This window comes from Streptomyces sp. NPDC049541 (genome assembly GCF_044465725.1).
In the GTDB taxonomy this organism is placed as follows: Bacteria; Actinomycetota; Actinomycetes; order Streptomycetales; family Streptomycetaceae; genus Streptomyces.
Genome location: NZ_JBITLY010000005.1, coordinates 195,154 through 210,301, shown reverse-complemented (window position 1 = coordinate 210,301; position 15,148 = coordinate 195,154). Strand labels below are relative to the sequence as shown.

At 71.1% G+C, this 15,148-nt stretch carries 16 protein-coding genes; 7 read left to right on the top strand and 9 right to left on the bottom strand.

Going from position 1 to position 15,148, the window contains the following annotated elements; all coding sequences use genetic code 11:
- Positions 1-5 precede the first annotated feature (5 nt).
- From ACIBW9_RS20265 to ACIBW9_RS20250, 4 genes are all read right to left on the bottom strand, one after another.
- Positions 6-1,223, bottom strand: a complete 1,218-nt coding sequence (locus ACIBW9_RS20265) for a DUF2690 domain-containing protein (protein WP_398956827.1) — start codon at positions 1,221-1,223, stop codon at positions 6-8.
- A gap of 364 nt (positions 1,224-1,587) precedes the next feature.
- Positions 1,588-2,040, bottom strand: a complete 453-nt coding sequence (locus tag ACIBW9_RS20260) for a helix-turn-helix domain-containing protein (RefSeq protein ID WP_398956825.1) — start codon at positions 2,038-2,040, stop codon at positions 1,588-1,590.
- 189 nt (positions 2,041-2,229) lie between these two features.
- Positions 2,230-2,751, bottom strand: a complete 522-nt coding sequence (locus tag ACIBW9_RS20255; RefSeq protein WP_398956823.1) for a DUF3017 domain-containing protein — start codon at positions 2,749-2,751, stop codon at positions 2,230-2,232.
- Positions 2,741-3,595, bottom strand: a complete 855-nt coding sequence (locus ACIBW9_RS20250; protein WP_398956821.1) for a bifunctional methylenetetrahydrofolate dehydrogenase/methenyltetrahydrofolate cyclohydrolase — start codon at positions 3,593-3,595, stop codon at positions 2,741-2,743. The genes ACIBW9_RS20255 and ACIBW9_RS20250 overlap by 11 nt, the downstream gene beginning before the upstream one ends.
- 246 nt (positions 3,596-3,841) lie before the next feature.
- Between ACIBW9_RS20250 and ACIBW9_RS20245 the strand changes: the two genes are divergently transcribed.
- The 6 genes from ACIBW9_RS20245 (at position 3,842) to ACIBW9_RS20220 (ending at position 9,862) form a co-directional block, all read left to right on the top strand.
- Positions 3,842-4,453, top strand: a complete 612-nt coding sequence (locus tag ACIBW9_RS20245) for an RDD family protein (protein WP_398956819.1) — start codon at positions 3,842-3,844, stop codon at positions 4,451-4,453.
- A gap of 37 nt (positions 4,454-4,490) precedes the next feature.
- Positions 4,491-5,021 carry a hypothetical protein gene (locus ACIBW9_RS20240; protein WP_398956817.1) on the top strand — a complete coding sequence of 177 codons (531 nt, stop codon included), beginning with the start codon at positions 4,491-4,493 and terminating at the stop codon, positions 5,019-5,021.
- A gap of 131 nt (positions 5,022-5,152) precedes the next feature.
- Positions 5,153-5,899 carry an FHA domain-containing protein gene (locus tag ACIBW9_RS20235; protein ID WP_398956815.1) on the top strand — a complete coding sequence of 249 codons (747 nt, stop codon included), beginning with the start codon at positions 5,153-5,155 and terminating at the stop codon, positions 5,897-5,899.
- A complete protein-coding gene (locus ACIBW9_RS20230; protein ID WP_398956813.1) occupies positions 5,896-7,461 on the top strand; it encodes a serine/threonine protein kinase in 1,566 nt (521 codons plus the stop codon). Before ACIBW9_RS20235 ends, ACIBW9_RS20230 begins: the two co-directional genes overlap by 4 nt.
- Before the next feature lie 96 nt (positions 7,462-7,557).
- Entirely contained in the window at positions 7,558-8,058 is a 501-nt protein-coding gene (locus ACIBW9_RS20225; RefSeq protein ID WP_398956811.1) for a hypothetical protein, read from the top strand.
- A 154-nt stretch (positions 8,059-8,212) separates the two neighbouring features.
- Positions 8,213-9,862, top strand: coding sequence for a protein kinase (locus tag ACIBW9_RS20220; RefSeq protein WP_398956809.1), 1,650 nt, complete (start codon positions 8,213-8,215; stop codon positions 9,860-9,862).
- Positions 9,863-9,872: 10 nt separating this feature from the next.
- Here ACIBW9_RS20220 and ACIBW9_RS20215 read toward each other — a convergent pair whose 3' ends face one another.
- The 4 genes from ACIBW9_RS20215 to purN all read right to left on the bottom strand — a co-directional run bounded on the left by ACIBW9_RS20215 (position 9,873) and on the right by purN (position 13,543).
- Positions 9,873-10,598, bottom strand: a complete 726-nt coding sequence (locus ACIBW9_RS20215; RefSeq protein WP_398956807.1) for a family 16 glycosylhydrolase — start codon at positions 10,596-10,598, stop codon at positions 9,873-9,875.
- Between the two features lie 147 nt (positions 10,599-10,745).
- Positions 10,746-11,249 carry a hypothetical protein gene (locus ACIBW9_RS20210; protein WP_398956805.1) on the bottom strand — a complete coding sequence of 168 codons (504 nt, stop codon included), beginning with the start codon at positions 11,247-11,249 and terminating at the stop codon, positions 10,746-10,748.
- A gap of 102 nt (positions 11,250-11,351) precedes the next feature.
- Positions 11,352-12,917, bottom strand: coding sequence for a bifunctional phosphoribosylaminoimidazolecarboxamide formyltransferase/IMP cyclohydrolase (purH, locus tag ACIBW9_RS20205; protein WP_398956803.1), 1,566 nt, complete (start codon positions 12,915-12,917; stop codon positions 11,352-11,354).
- Positions 12,914-13,543 carry a phosphoribosylglycinamide formyltransferase gene (gene purN / locus ACIBW9_RS20200; protein WP_398956801.1) on the bottom strand — a complete coding sequence of 210 codons (630 nt, stop codon included), beginning with the start codon at positions 13,541-13,543 and terminating at the stop codon, positions 12,914-12,916. Before purN ends, purH begins: the two co-directional genes overlap by 4 nt.
- 317 nt (positions 13,544-13,860) lie before the next feature.
- Here purN and ACIBW9_RS20195 point away from each other — a divergent pair, with 317 nt between their 5' ends.
- The gene (locus ACIBW9_RS20195; RefSeq protein ID WP_398956799.1) at positions 13,861-14,622 is read left to right on the top strand and encodes a hypothetical protein; all 762 of its coding nucleotides are present in this window, start codon (positions 13,861-13,863) and stop codon (positions 14,620-14,622) included.
- A gap of 150 nt (positions 14,623-14,772) precedes the next feature.
- Here the strand turns inward: ACIBW9_RS20195 and ACIBW9_RS20190 are convergent, their stop codons facing one another.
- A complete protein-coding gene (locus tag ACIBW9_RS20190) occupies positions 14,773-14,937 on the bottom strand; it encodes a hypothetical protein (protein WP_398956797.1) in 165 nt (54 codons plus the stop codon).
- Between the last annotated feature and the right edge of the window lie 211 nt (positions 14,938-15,148).

Genomic DNA, 15,148 nt, shown 5'->3' with positions numbered 1-15,148 from the left:
GCCGGCTACTTCGTGCACCCCTTCTGCCCGGACGCCAGCGTCGCGCAGGCCGTGGCCTCGCCCGCGTCCTTGACCGCGACCATCGGCGTGTAGGCGATGTTGTCCCCGGCGGCCGTGATGCTGTCGCTCTCCTTGGCCTTGCCGGCGGTCACCTGAACGGAATCCCCCTGGGTGGCCTGGGTGACACGGCCCCACGCCGCACCGCACGTCTTGCTGTACCGCACCTCGACCGTGGAGGTACCGACGACGACGGTCTTGGCGGTGGTGACCGAGGCGGCGTCCTTGGTGCAGCCCATCGCCTCCGCGTCCTTGCCGGTGCAGGAGGCGCCGCTGCACTTCACTCCGGCCGGCAGGTCGGTCCGGACGCTGGCGGACGGGGACGGCGAGGCGCCTCCCTCGTTCTTCTTGCCCGTGCCGTTGTCGGTCAGATAGAACACGGCCGCTGTCACGACCAGTACGCCGACGAGACCCGCGAGGAACATCGTCAGCTTCCGCCTGCCGCCGCCCGCGGAGGAGTCCCCGCCGGGCCGCGGGCCCTGCGGCGGCTCACCGAACGGACTCGGCGTCGTCTCCGGCGTCCGCCCCTGACCGCCGGCCGCCGGCTGCGGCGCCGGAGCCGCGGCCCCGGGAGCACGCGCACCGGACGGTGCCGGGCCCTTGTACCCGGCCAGCCCCCACGAGTTGGCACCCGAGGAGCTCTCCGGCGCATCCGCGGCGGGCGAGGCGCCGCTCTCCCGCACCGCGCCCGCCGCGTCCCGCACATCCGGGCCCACCGGCTGCGGCGGCACCGTCGGCGCCACGCCCGCCGGTCCCGCGATCCCCGGCGTCGCCGTCGCGCTGCCGGACCTGCGGGCCGTGGTGCTGCTCTTGCTGCTCACCTTGGCATTGACGGGAGGCGCCCCGAACTCACCGAGCGCGGCGCGCGCCTGGGAGATGCGGATGGCCTCCATGGTCATGTCGTGGCGCATCTCCGAACGGCTCCAGGCACGTTCGGCTAGCTCCCACATGGTCGTCAGATGGATCGGGTTGGTACCCGTGACCTCGGCCAGCGCCACGATCGCGCCCTTGGGCGCGAGCAGCCGGCCGTTCAGATACCGCTCCCAGGACGTCTTGCTGTAGCCCGTGCGGTCGGCCACCGACGCGATGCTCAGGCCACTGCGGTCCACGAGCCGGCGCAACTGGCTCGCGAACTCCCTGACCTGCGGATCGAGTTCGTCCGGCAAGGCCCTCCAACGAGGCATTGCTTCCCCCCTCTTCCCCCCGGTTTGGTGCTGGTGTTCCTCGCGTTCCCCCGCGCGCGGTGCCCGTTCTGGCTACCCACAGGGATGCGCCCAGTAAGGATCTCAGTTCCCGGGACGGGGGCGCACGGGAGCGTTGGGGTCGTTCGGCACGCTCCGTTGCACGCCGACCGACCGCGGTTCACTGTCCCACCGGCGGCCCCCTCCGCCCCCGGCCGGACCCACCCACCCTAGGGCCCGCATCGAACAACCCCGTGTCGGTTCCGCAAACTTGCCAATACATCGACACCGGAGACACACACGGACAACCTCGCCCGTCACGGGCGTATTCACCCCGCCCAGGGGCACCTCACCCGAGCGCGAAAACGCCCACCACCGCGATCACCAGCATGAGGAGCAGCAGCAGTACGGCGTACAGCAGCAGCCCGTCCGGCCGCCGCCGGGTCTCTTCGGGCGTGTCCCACCAGGGCAGGGTGGGATCGTCCTCGTACTCGGTCGTGCTTTCCTCACCGGCGGGTTTCACCGGGCGCGGCCAGGCCTGCACCGCCAGTTCCCAGCGCACCCCGAAGCGCTCGGCCTCCGTGTCGGCGAGGCCCGCGATCCGGCACAGGGCGGCGACCGCCTGCCGGGGCGGCGGCTGGGTGGCGTTGAGATAGCGGTGCCAGGAGGACTTGCTGTACGCGGTGCGGGCGCCGAGCGAGACGAGGCTGAGCCCCGTCCGGTCCTTGAGGAGCCGCAACTGCTCCACGAAGTGCCGCACCTCCGGCGGCAGATCGTCCGGCAGCGGCTGCCAGCCGCCCATCGCGCACCTCCACCAGATCTCGTTGCCCGTCCTGACCAGGTGACGACGCAGACCCCCCGTTGGTTCCCGGCGCCCCGAAGGGGCGCGGGGCTGTGTCGATGTGCGGCTCCGCCGCGTGTGCGCGAGCAGCCACAACAGACCGGCAGACGATCGACGGCCCGTCTCGCCCCAGGGAACGCCCCTGCGCAGCTAACTGCTCACCGTGAAATGCAGCGTGTCCTTCAGGAACGGAATCTGCAGCCACGGGTGCGGCTGCACCATCATCGCCAGCAGCACGATCGCAAGGCCCAGCACGCCGTACGTCACGATGTCCGTGAAGCGGGACCGTACGGCGAGCATGCCGACGTCGGGCAGGATCCAGCGCAGCGCGGCCCCGGCCACCAGGGCGATGCCGATCAGCAGGGTGCCGTACCGGAAGACGTCCAGCGCGGTCAGCAGCAGGCCGATCCCGACCAGGGCGAGGACGGCGAGGATCGGCCACTGCCGGGCGGGCGCGGGGGCATCGCCGGGGGCGGCCCGGCCGCCGCCCTCGGGACGCGCGGTGTCCTTCGTGAACAGCGGGAAGCGGCGTGTCACACGGCGCGGTCTGCCCTCGGCGTCGGGCGCGCTGATCGCGTCGCGGACGGTCTCCTCCGCCTGCTGCTCGGGGTCCTCGACCGCACGCTCGGGCTGCTTCGCCGCACCCTGGGGTCGCTTCGCCTCAGCCGGCACTGCGCTCCGCCGCCTCGACCACGTTGACGAGCAGCTGGGCACGGGTCATCGGGCCGACACCGCCGGGGTTCGGCGAGATCCAGCCGGCGACCTCGGCGACGCCCGGGTGGACGTCGCCCACGATCTTGCCCTCGGCGCTGCGCGAGACGCCGACGTCGAGGACGGCGGCGCCCGGCTTCACGTCCTCGGGCCGGATCAGATGGGCCGAACCGGCGGCGGCGACGATGATGTCCGCGCGCTTGAGGTGGGAGGAGAGGTCACGGGTGCCGGTGTGGCACTGGGTCACGGTCGCGTTCTCGCTGCGGCGGGTGAGCAGCAGCGGCATCGGGCGGCCGATGGTGACACCGCGGCCGACGACCACGACCTCGGCACCCTTGATCTCCACGCCGTACTGACGGAGGAGGGTGAGGACGCCGTTCGGGGTGCAGGGCAGCGGGGCCGGCTCGTTCAGGACGAGACGCCCGAGGTTCATCGGGTGCAGGCCGTCGGCGTCCTTGTCCGGGTCCATCAGCTCCAGGATCCGGTTCTCGTCGATGCCCTTCGGCAGCGGCAGCTGGACGATGTAGCCGGTGCACGCCGGGTCCTCGTTCAGCTCCCGGACGACCGCCTCGATCTCCTCCTGCGTCGCCGTCTCCGGCAGTTCGCGCTGGATGGAGGCGATGCCGACCTGGGCGCAGTCGCGGTGCTTGCCGGCGACGTACTTCTGGCTGCCGGGGTCGGTCCCGACGAGGATCGTGCCGAGGCCGGGCGTGACGCCCTTCTCCTTCAGCGCCGCCACGCGGGCGGTCAGATCGGACTTGATCGCGGCTGCGGTGGCCTTGCCATCGAGAATCTGGGCGGTCATGCCCCCATCCTCGCGGATGACCACCCCCCGGTTCCAATCCGGGTGCCGTACCGGCGGGACGGCCATGATCGGCAAGATTGCACTTGCACAACACATGCGAAATGCCACTGGACAAGGCGAGCAGCCGTAAAGAACGATGAACGGCGCAGTATCGCGGTTCGTGTTCGGGGGGCAAACCGCTCACATCGTGTGATTCCTCCGCGCAAATCCGCAATGTCCCCATATGCGCAACGGAGGAATCCCGCCATGAGTTACGGCGACCCGAACAACCCCTACGGCCAGCCTCAGCAGCCGCCGCAGCAGCCCGGTTACGGCTACCCCCAGCAGGGCGGCCAGCAGCCCTACGGCTACCCGCAGCAGCCCCCGCAGGGCGTGCCGCCGCAGCAGCCGGGCTACGGCTACCCGCAGGCACCCCAGGCCCCGGCCGGCTACGGCTACCCGCAGCAGCCGGGTTACGGCATGCAGCCGCCGTACGCGAACTGGGGTCAGCGTTTCCTGGGCACGCTGGTCGACGGGCTCGTGTTCCTGGTCCCGTACATCATCGTCATCGTCGGTGGGGTCTCCAAGACCTGGGCCGTGGCGATCATCGGCTACCTCGCCATCATCGGCGTGGCGATCTGGCAGCTGATCAAGGAGGGCCAGACCGGCCAGACCGTCGGCAAGAAGGCGGTCGGCATCCGCCTGGTGCGGGAGGCCGACGGACAGCCCCTGGGTGTCGGCATGGCCTTCGTGCGCCGGCTCGCGCACTTCCTGGACAGCCTCGCCTGCTACCTCGGCTGGCTGTGGCCGGCCTGGGACGCCAAGCGCCAGACGTTCGCGGACAAGGTCTGCTCGTCGATCGTGATCCGTACGAACTGAGCGCTGTCCCACCCCATTTCACGGAGGAACACTCCCCATGAGTTTCGGCGGCCCCAACAACCCCTACGGCCCGCAACAGGGCCAGCAGCCGGGCTACGGCTACCCCTCGGCTCCCCCGGTGGGTCCCTACGGCGGCATTCCCGTGATGACGACGATGCCGAGCACCGTGAGCGCGGGTCGTGTGCTGCTGTGGGTGATCGTCCCGCTGCAGCTCATCGGCGTGGCCCTGTTCGCCTTCGTCGCCGGGGTGGTTCGGAGGACGTCGAGCGCCGGCGTCGAGGACGACGCCTCCTTCGAGAAGATCAAGGAGTACTCGTCCGGCGTGCTGTGGGCGCTGGTGGTGTTCGCCCTGGCCTGGGCGGTGTTCGCGGCCGTGCTGGCGTTGAAGTTCAGCGACGGCGGCAACCGTGTCCGGGTCACGGCCATCGTCTTCGGCGTCATCACCGCGATGCTCGGGATCTACCCCTTCGTCGTCGTGGGTCTCCTCCACACGGTTCTCGGCATTCTGATAGCCGTGTTCGCCGGCAACGCGAACGGAACCGCCTGGTTCAACCGCGTACGCCAGTGAACACCCCGGCGCCACTGAACAGTTCGCGCCAATAAATCGCCAAGGGCCGTGTCTCCCCGTCGGAGGGGGACGCGGCCCTGGTGCGTCGCCCTACTCTGACGTGGGTAGCCGGCAGGCACGGGAGACGCACCTTGTACAGCATCATCGTGGTACCTCCGCCGACCACGGAGGACCAGTCCACTCGCACCCAGCTCAAGCTCGCGCCCGGCGAGCGGCTGACGTTCGGGCGCAGCGCCGACTGCGACGTGGAGATCCCCCACAAGGGCGTCTCCCGCAGGGCCGGTGAGATCACCGCGCAGGGCGCCTTCTGGATACTGAGCAACCTCAGCCGGGAGCAGACGTACGTCGTGGAGAACCCGGAGGGCGCCGGCGAGCATGTGAAGGTCGGCCCCGGGCGCCTCGACGCCCCCGTCCCCTTCGAGTTCTCACGGATCGTGCTGCCGGCCGCCGGGGACCTGCTGGCCGTCGAGGTGTGGGCGCCGCGCCACGACTACCTCCACTCCGAGGGCGGCCTCGACGGCGCCACCACCGCCCCCGCCTTCTCCGTCGACCGCACCAAGCGCTACTTCGCGGTCCTCGCGGCCCTGTGCGAACCGCGCCTGCGCGGCGAACCGCACGCGCCCCTGCCCACCGTCGACCAGGTCGTCGACCGCCTGCGCCCCAACTGGCCCGCCGCGTCCCGCACTTCGGTGCAGTGGAACATCGACTACCTGGCGGTGAAGCTGCGCCTGAAGCCGGGCCCGGACGAGGCGGACACCGGCCCGCGTCTCAACGGCAAGAAGGAGTCCCTGGTCTCGCTGGCACTCCGCTTCGACCTCGTCCGCGAGGACGACCTGGTGGTCCTGGCGGCCTCCCCGTCCGGCCGGGTGGTCCGGTGACCGAGCCGTACGCCGTGCCGGTGCCCAAGGGGTACCGGGTGGGTGTCTGGGAGGTGCGGGACCCGATCGCGACGGGTGCCTTCGGGAGCGTGTACGAGGGCAGACGCACGGGCGACGACCTGGCGGGCACCGGCGAGGAGCTGCCCCGCACGGCCGCCCTGAAGTTCCTGCCGACCGGCACCGGAACCCCCCGCCGACTCGCCCATCTGCGCGAACTCGTCGACCGCGAGGTCGAGTTGCACCGCCGTCTGAAGCAGCCGCGTCTGATCCGGATGTACGGCACCCTCACGGTCGACGACCCCGGCAGGCCGGAGCTGGACGGCGCCACCGTCCTCGTACTGGAGAAGGCGGAACGCTCCCTGGCGGCGCTCCTCGCGCACTCGCCGAGACCGGAGGCCGGGCCGGCGCTGCTCGCGCAGATCTGCGAGGGCCTGGCCCAGCTGCACCGCGCGGGCTGGGTGCACGGCGACCTGAAACCGGCCAACGTGCTGCTGATGAAGGACGGTTCGGCACGGCTCGCCGACTTCAACATGGCGGCGGAGCTGGAAGGCACGCACGCATACACCCCCGCCTTCTCGACGCCCGACTACACCCCGCCCGAACTCCTGTGGTCGGAGATCGGCACCCGCGGCCGCCAGATCCGCCCCTCCGCGGACGTGTGGGCCTTCGGTGTCCTGGCGCATCTGGTGCTGACCGACTCCTTCCCCCTCCCCGGCGGCACCCCGACCGCCCGCCGCGACGCGGCCGCCGCCTACGCCCGTGGCACCGACGAGCTGCGCCTCTCGCCCGAACTCCCCGACGCCTGGCGGCACATCGTCCGCGACTGCCTCTCGCGCACGCACGCCGAACGCGTCGGCACGGACACACTGCTGCGCCGGGTCGCGGAGGCGGCGGGCACGGGCCGACCGCCCCGCCTTGCGCGCCTCGGACGCCGGTCGACGGTGATCGCGAGCGCCACGGCGGCCACCGTCGCGATCGCGGCACTCGGCTACGGCATCAGCACCTGGGCGGACTCCGGCAGCAAGCCGCCGGCCGTCAGGAGCGCCTCCCCCACGACGAAGATCACCCCCGCCACCTACGGCTCCGCCGAACTCCGCACGGACCAGGACATCCCGGCGGCCTACCGCCCGATGATCGTCGACGCGGCTCACCACTGCGACCAGGCGAACGTCACACCCGCGCTCATCGCGGCGATGCTCAAGGCGGAGAGCAACTTCGACCCGAAGCTCTCCGACCCCGGCAAGGACGAGTACGGCATCGCACGCTGGACGCCGAGGCTGCTGCGCTGGTGGATCAGGGCCGACGGCCGGCCGGTGAAGTCGATCCCCAAGCCACCCCTCTCCGTCCCCGACTCGATCACGGCCCTCGGCCACTACCTCTGCTACATCGAGCCGAACCTGACACCCAACCTGCCCGGCGACAAACGGGTGCTGATCGCCGCCGCGTACCGGACCTCGTACAAGAGGGTGAATGCCGAACGCGGGATCCCCTCCGAATACCGCGCGTACTGCAAGCGGCTCACCCAGTACCTCAAGGAGTACACGCCACCCGGGAGTTGGTGACCCTGAGACCTCCGAGGTACCGGTCGGCGGGGGCCGGCGGCACGGTGGTACCACTCCGCCACTGCGGAACGACCACCAGAGTTCATGGGGGGACACGTGAACATCGCCAAGCCCGCCGCGCTGCTCCTCGCGGCCACCGCACTGCTCGCCGGCTCCACGGTCGCGGCCACCGCGGCCGACACCCCGGACGGCACCCGGGTGACCTCGACGCCGGACGGCATCCGCGTCAACAGCCTCCAGCAGACCGCCGACCAGGTGCTCGCCGGCCACCCGAAGGCCCTCAAGTCCACCGCCAATGAGGTCACGTACGACGGCCTGACCCTGACCCGCGCTTCGAAGGGCAAACTCGGCGCGCAGGACCTGGCCTGTGACTACGGCCATCTGTGCATGATCGTCAGGGGCACCAAGTTCGACTTCTACAAGTGCCAGACCTGGACCGTCAGCAACTGGACCGACGACGGCCCGTTCACCAACAACCAGACGCCCGGCACGGTCGCCAGGTTCTACAACCAGGACGGCAGCGTCCGCTGGACGTCCACGGCCTACCAGGCGGGCACGGCCACCTGGGACCCGATCTGGTCCCTGCGCCCCTGCTGACGGGGCACCCCACAAACAGCGGTCTCCGGCTCCCTCGGGGGAGGGCCGGAGACCGCGCAGCGCGCTCCGGCGACCCGATAGTCTCTCGTCAACCAGCGGTGCCACGGGGCACGTTGGGGTGACCGAGGTCGACAGAGAACACGTCGGGGGATCCATGTCAGACGCCGCCCTCGTGGAGACGTGCGCGAGGCTCCTGCGGCCGGCCGATCCGGTGCGTATCGGGCCGTACGTGCCGTTGGGGCTGCTCGGCAGCGGTGGCATGGGGCGGGTCTATCTGGCGCGGTACGGCGACGGGACGCCCGGGCCGGCCGCGGTGAAGGTGGTTCGGCCCGAGCTCGCGGAGGACCCGCGTTTCCGGCGGCGTTTCGAGCGGGAGGCCACCGTGCACGCGCGCGTGGGCGCGCCGTACACACCGGAGCTGTTCGGTACGGGCTTCGAGGCCGACAGCGAGTTGCTGTGGATGGCGACCGCGTATCTGCCGGGTCTCAATCTCGCGGACGCCGTACGGGACTGCGGAGTGCTGGAGCCGTCCGGGGCGTGGCGGCTGGTCTCGGATCTCGGCCGGGCACTGGGCGCACTGGCGGCCGTAGGGATCGTGCACCGGGACTTCAAACCGTCGAACGTACTGCTGACCCAACAGGGCGCGCACGTCATCGACTTCGGCATCGCGCAGGCCGTCGACGCCAGCGCGATCACCATCACCGGCAGCCGGGTCGGCACCCCGGCCTTCATGTCGCCGGAGTACCTCAGAGACGGCCGCTGCGACACGGCCTCGGACGTGTTCTGTTTCGCGAGCACCGTCGTCCACGCGCTCACCGGCCACGCCCCGTTCGGCGACGGCACCGGCATGGACGTGCTGCACCGGGTCGCCTCCGAGCAGCCGAACGCCGAGGTCATGGCCAAGGTTGCGGCAGCCGACCCCGCCCTGGCCGCGCTGCTGACCGCCTGTCTCAACAAGGATCCCGCGCTGCGGCCGGGCCCCCAGGACCTCGTCGACACCGCCGCCGCACACCCACGGGCCACCTCCTGGCAGGAGCCCCTGGGCGGCCGCCTCCTGGCCCGGCAGCAGGCGTACGACGTGCTGCGGAACAGCCCCGTACGGAGCGAGGCTCAGCAGCCACCGACCCAGCGGGTCGTGTACCCGGCTGCGGGGCCGGGCTTCGGCCCGGCGGTGCCTCCGCCGGTGACGCCGACCGCACCCGTCCGGCCCCGCGGGAAGCGGTACGTCGCCCTCACCGCCGTACTCGGGGTGTGCGCCGTGGCCGTGACCGCCTTCCTGCTCACCCGCCCGCCGTCCTCCGACGCCACCAGGGGCGCCGCCGCCACCGCCGACGACGCCGCCGGGCCCTCCTCGCCCTCCAGCAATCCGAAGGAGAAGGGGCGGCGGGAGAGGCCGAAGAGACAGGGGCAGCTGGTCGACACGGGTGCCTCCACCACCCCCTCCCCGTCCGGCAACGGCGCGCGGAGCACCGGCCCCACTCCCCGCCCCGCCGCCACGACACCCGGCGCTTCGGCCCCCACCTCCTCGAAGTCGACGGCCGCCCCCGCAAAACCGCCCTGGCTCACCGACTGCACCTACTACTCCGGCACCGAACAGACCCAGCTCGGTGACCGTGGCCAACGCGTCGTCCAGGTCCAGTGCATGCTGACCAAGCGCGGCTACGGCGTGGGGAGTTCAGGCGTGGACGGCGACTTCGGCAAGGCCACCGACGCGGCGGTGCGGAGCTTCCAGAGCGACAAGGGGCTGGAGGTCGACGGCCAGGTCGGACCCCACACCTGGGCGGCGCTGCGCAGTTCGACCTGAAGCGGAACCCTTAGGGATAGTACGGGGTGTACGTGATCGAGGAGACCTTCAGATACCTCGCACCGTCTCCCGTGGCCCACGTCGAGTCGTTGGGGTTGCCCGGCCAGTCACCGCCGACGGCGGTGTTGACGATGAAGTGCATTCCGACACCCGAAGGAGTGGTGTACCACTTGGTGCCGGTGATGGTGCCGTCCACGGCGAAGTCGATGTGATCCGGCCACCAGGTGAACGAGTACGTGTGGTACGCGTTGGTCCAGCCCGCGGAGTTCGTCTTCGAGAACTGGGTCTGGGCGTTGTTGGTGTCGTGGGATGTCTGGTAGACGGTGTTCGCTTTCTGGCCGACGATTTCGGCGGCGTCGAACTCGGGCAGCCAGGGGTTCAGGTAGGCCGCCCACACCGCGGGCAGGAGTCCCTGGCCGTTGGGCATGTTCGCGGTGAAGCTGTAGGTGCCGTAGCCGTAGAGCGCCTTGGACTCCACGCGGCCCGAGTAGTACGTGCCGCCCGACTTGTAGGTCTTGATGACCAGGGTGTTGCCTTCGTACCAGACACAGCCGGGGGTGTAGGTCTCCAGCTCGTTGTTGGCGGTCCACCGCCCGTTGATGACGTTCCAGGAGTTGACCGTCTGCGGGGCTCCCCAGGACGCCGCGTGGGCTTGCGGCTGCCCCAGGAGAAGCAGTGACAACACCGCCAGGACGCCGGTTATCAGGCGTCCCGGCCGGAAAAGTGCGGATGACATCGCGGCTCCATTGCTCGGATGACACGGCAGGTGGGAGCGGTCCCACCCCCATCAGCCGGACTGTAGGAGTCCGTTCAATGTTTGACAAGACACGTGGCACGGATCGCTTCCTGGCTTCTGGACTTGAAGCCACGCCGCGGGGCCTGGCTAGCCGGGCCCCCTGGCGACCGGACATGTCGAGAAGGTCAGAGTCGGGCCGTAGGAGCCGTCCTCCTCGTCGCTCACCGCGACGGTGATCTCCCGGTCGGGGTGGCGCGTGGACAGGACACCCTGCCAGCACTCGCCCAGCGCGAGCGCGAGTTGCGGGAGCTCCTCGCCGAGCCGATCGTCGTCCGTCAGGGGGGTGTTGCCGAAAGCCGTCCACAACTCGACGTGGTTGACGACGGCTTCGATGCGCTGCCGGTCGCCGCCCAGGTTGGCGAACCAGTCGTCGACAGTCCCCCGGCTGAAGCGCTCCTTGAGGAACACACCACCGCGGTACTCGACCGTCTCGGGGCAGAACAGCCAGGCCGCGGCCAGGACGAAGCGCAGGCCGCCCTCGTAGTCGAGGTAGTCGCCCGGGGAGAGCTCCTCGTCCCTCCATTCGGTGCGCCACCGCCTGAAGAACGCCGGCAGCTCACGCTCGGACCACGCCGGTTTGCTGCTGGTCACGGGTCTCCCAAAGAGCCTACGGAAAGACGACCGCCCGTACGCGGCGAGAACCGCGTACGGGCGGATGATGCTGGGGCGAATGCGCCGCCCTGCGAAAGCCGCTCAGTGGAAGAAGTGCCGCGTCCCCGTGAAGTACATCGTCACGCCGGCCTTCTTCGCGGCCTCGACCACCAGCTCGTCGCGGACCGAACCGCCCGGCTGGACGACCGCCTTGACGCCGGCCTCGATGAGGATCTCCAGGCCGTCCGGGAAGGGGAAGAAGGCGTCCGAGGCGGCGTACGAGCCCCGGGCGCGCTCGGCGCCCGCCCTCTCGACGGCGAGCTTGGCGGAGTCGACGCGGTTGACCTGGCCCATGCCGACGCCGACCGAGGCGCCGTCCTTGGCGAGCAGGATCGCGTTGGACTTGACGGCGCGGCAGGCCTTCCAGGCGAAGGACAGCTCGGCCAGTTCGTCCGCGGAGAGCGCCTCGCCCGTGGCCAGCGTCCAGTTGGCCGGGTCGTCGCCCTCGGCCTGGAGGCGGTCGGTCACCTGGAGGAGAGCGCCGCCGTCGATGGGCTTGATCTCGGCGGGGTGGGAGGGGGCCGCCGGGGCCTTCAGGACGCGGATGTTCTTCTTCTTGGCGAGGGCCTCGAGGGCGCCGTCCTCGTAGTCGGGCGCGACGATGACCTCGGTGAAGATCTCGGCGACCTGCTCCGCCATCTCCTTCGAGACCGGGCGGTTGACGGCGATGACGCCGCCGAACGCCGACAGCGGGTCGCAGGCGTGCGCCTTGCGGTGCGCCTCCGCGACGTCCGAACCGACCGCGATGCCGCAGGGGTTGGCGTGCTTGATGATCGCGACGGCCGGCTCGTCGTGGTCGTACGCGGCACGGCGCGCGGCATCCGTGTCCGTGTAGTTGTTGTACGACATCTCCTTGCCGTGCAGCTGCTCGGCCTGTGCGAGGCCGCTGCCGCTGCCGTCGACGTACAGGGCGGCGGGCTGGTGCGGGTTCTCGCCGTAGCGCAGGGTGTGCGCGCGCTCCCAGGTGGCGCCCAGGAAGTCGGGGAACTCGGAGTCGTCCACAGGGGCGTAGGCGCTCGCGAACCAGCTCGCCACCGCGATGTCGTACTCGGCCGTGTGCCGGAAGGCCTCCGCGGCGAGCCGCTTGCGGGTGGTGAGGTCGAAGCCGCCGTCCTTGGCCGCGGCCAGCACGTCGGCGTAGCGGGCCGGGCTGGTGACCACGGCGACCGAGGGGTGGTTCTTGGCGGCCGCGCGGACCATCGACGGGCCGCCGATGTCGATCTGCTCGACGCACTCGTCGGGGGTCGCCCCGGAGGCGACGGTCTCGCGGAACGGGTAGAGGTTGACCACGACCAGGTCGAACGGCTCCACGCCCAGCTCGGCCAGCTGCTCGCGGTGGCTCTCCAGGCGCAGGTCGGCGAGGATGCCCGCGTGCACCCTGGGGTGCAGGGTCTTGACCCGGCCGTCCAGGCACTCGGGGAAGCCGGTGAGCTCCTCGACCTTGGTGACGGGGACGCCCGCGGCGGCGATACGGCCGGCGGTGGACCCGGTGGAGACGAGCTCCACGCCCGCCTCGTGCAGGCCGCGTGCGAGGTCCTCGAGGCCGGTCTTGTCGTAGACGCTGACGAGCGCCCGGCGAAGGGGCCGCTTGTTGCTGTCGGCGGTCACTGGATAACTACCTTTCGTCCCTCAATGCGATAGCCGTTGCGGGCGAGCCGCCCCACGACATCGACGAGCAGCCTTCGCTCGACTTCCTTGATGCGCTCGTGCAGCGCGCTCTCGTCGTCCTCGTCCCGGACCTCCACCACGCCCTGAGCGATGATCGGTCCGGTGTCGACGCCGTCGTCGACGAAGTGGACGGTGCAGCCGGTGACCCTGGCGCCGTACGCGAGCGCGTCGCGCACACCGTGGGCTCCGGGAAAACTGGGGAGGAGGGCCGGGTGCGTGTTCACGAACCGGCCGCCGAAGCGGGCCAGGAACTCCTTGCCCACGATCTTCATGAACCCGGCGGAGACGACCAGGTCGGGCTCGTACGAGGCGACGGCCTCGGCGAGCGCCGCGTCCCATTCCTCGCGGGTCGCGTAGTCCTTCACCCTCGTCACGAAGGTCGGCAGCCCGGCGCGCTCGGCGCGGGCGAGTCCCTCGATGCCGGCGCGGTCGGCCCCGACGGCCACGATCTCGGCGCCGTAGGCCTCGACGCCGGTCGTCTCGATGGCGTCCAGCAGCGCCTGGAGGTTGGTGCCGGATCCGGAGACCAGCACGACGAGGCGCTTGGCCACGGGCTTGGCGGCCACGGTGGGGCCCTTTCTCGGGGGAGCGGTTCCGTACAGTCGGCCGTATGTACGTTCGTACGAATGCTTCACGCCCCGGGATACGGGGAAGTCTACGAAGCGGCCGAACGTCAGCAACGATACCGGCACTCCGGGCGGCCCCCACGGGACGGGGGCGCGGCCGGAAGGTAGCGTCTGGGAGGGCCCGGGTCGGGAACGTGATCGTGGTGCTGTGCGTTTCCGAAGTGGAAGCTCGTGCGCGGACAGCCGTACGAACGCCTGATCATTGCTTGATCGACGCCTGCTCACTGCCGTATCGCCTAGGGGAAGACGCTCACTTGATGCCGGACCGCAGCCTGCGACTGCTCACGCTCCCCCCGCAGTCGGTGGAGGGAGGGGAGCACCGCGGCGTGCTGCTGCGGGAGCGCCCCGCCTCTCCGCCCGACGCACCCTCGGACCGGAAGACCGGCGACTCCCCCGAGGACGACAACCCATTCGCCCCGCCTCCGGAGGGCACCCCGGACCGCCCGTGGCGGCCGCGCCGCCCGGCCGAGGGGGAGAACGGCGAGGGGGCCGGCGAGTCCGGTTCCCCGTGGGGCAGCCAGTGGAGCGACCGCCAGCCGGGCCGCTCCCCCGGCGGTTTCGGTGAGCGCCCCGGCAGTCCGCCCCCCGGCCCCGAGGGCCAGGGCGGCAACACCCCGGGCTCCGGTATGCGCTGGGACCCGACGGACCCCTCGCAGCGGCGCGCCCGCTACGCCCTGCTGTGCGGCATGTGGGCCTTCTTCTTCGCCCTGTTCAGCTGGCCGTACGTGGCCCTGCTGCTGGGCGCCCTCGCCCTGTACTGGGGGATCAGCGCCCTGCGCGCCAGGACCGGCGCGGAGCCCGCGGGCGACCCTGGCGGCCGTCCGCAGACGACGGCGGCGGTGACCGGCCTGGTGACGGCCTCCCTGGCGATCGCGCTGGTGGCCGCGACCTTCACCGCGCAACTGGTGTACAGCGACTACTACAACTGCACCAACGACGCCCTCACGAACCAGGCAAAGCAGTCCTGCACCCAACTCCTGCCGAAGGAACTGCGGGGGCTGCTGGGCCCCAACGGCTGACCAACCGGCGGCGCAGGCGGGTCGGACGCATCCTTGAGGGCCGCCCAGCGGGACTCGCGGGTGGCCTCCCTGGCCATTCGGCCGTCGGCGGTGGGGCGATGATTCGACAGCCAGGAAACGGCTACCGAACAGCCGCAACACCAGCGCCGCTCACGACCCGTCCGGCGCATCCGGCGGCGCAGGCGGGTCGGGCACGTCCTTGAGGGCCGCCCAGCGGGACTCGCGGGTGGCCTCGCCGGGCCATTCGGCCGCCGACTGGGGCGAGGGTTCGGCGGGCAGGAAACGGCTGCCGAACAGCCGCAACACGATCACCACTCACGACCCGTCCGGCGCATCCGGCGGCGCAGGCGGGTCGGACACGTCCTTGAGGGCCGCCCAGCGGGACTCGCGGGTGGCCTCGCCGGGCCAGGAGGTCGGCGGCTGGGGTGAGGGTTCGGCGGGCAGGAAACGGCTGCCGAACAGCCGCAACACGATCACCACTCACGACCCGTCCGGCGCATCCGGCGGCGCAGGCGGGTCGGACACG